This is a genomic window from Agrobacterium sp. MCAB5 (genome assembly GCF_052114365.1).
GTDB classification, from domain to species: domain Bacteria; phylum Pseudomonadota; class Alphaproteobacteria; order Rhizobiales; family Rhizobiaceae; genus Agrobacterium; species Agrobacterium tumefaciens.
The window spans coordinates 1-546 of record NZ_JBFREP010000173.1 but is presented as its reverse complement, the minus strand read 5'-3'; the positions used below and the strand labels follow the sequence as shown (position 1 = coordinate 546).

The following is a 546-nucleotide window of genomic DNA, read 5'->3' as shown; positions in this document are numbered from 1 at the left end:
ACGTGCGACAACGTGCTCGGCGGTTCGATGGTGGCAAACTATCTCGCCGATCTTGGCCATCGTCGACTTGCATATGTTTCGGCGTTCGCAGACGCGTCGACCAACGTTGAGCGTGGACGCGGGTTCGCAGATCAAGCTGAAGCGCGAGGACTGGAGAGACCGTTCGTCATCGAAGCGGGCAACTTCAACTATGATGCTGGCTTCAAGGCGGGGCTCGAAGTGGGCGCGCTGAGCAAACACCCTGATGCTGTCTTCTGTGCCAGCGATATTGTTGCCCTTGGTTTCATCGAGGGCATTCGCTCGGTCGGACTGCGCGTTCCAGATGACATTTCCGTCGTGGGCTTCGACGACGTTTCTCTCGCCGCATGGCCTTCGCACTCGCTGACAACTGTCAAGCAACCGATAGACCAGATGCTGGCCGTCACTGTCGCACTCGCGGCCAAGCTGTCGAACACCCCGAATATGAGTGCTGAAGTTCATCGGATTGCACCCGGCGCGCTCGTCGAGCGCCGCAGCACGAAGGCCCGGAGTTCTTCATCATGATAC

General features: G+C 58.8%; 1 protein-coding gene. It reads left to right on the top strand.

Annotation, left to right across the window (positions count from 1 at the left end; genetic code table 11):
- A partial coding sequence (locus tag AB4Z23_RS28050) for a substrate-binding domain-containing protein (protein WP_441361251.1) occupies positions 1–543 on the top strand: 543 nt, incomplete at its 5' end.
- Between the last annotated feature and the right edge of the window lie 3 nt (positions 544–546).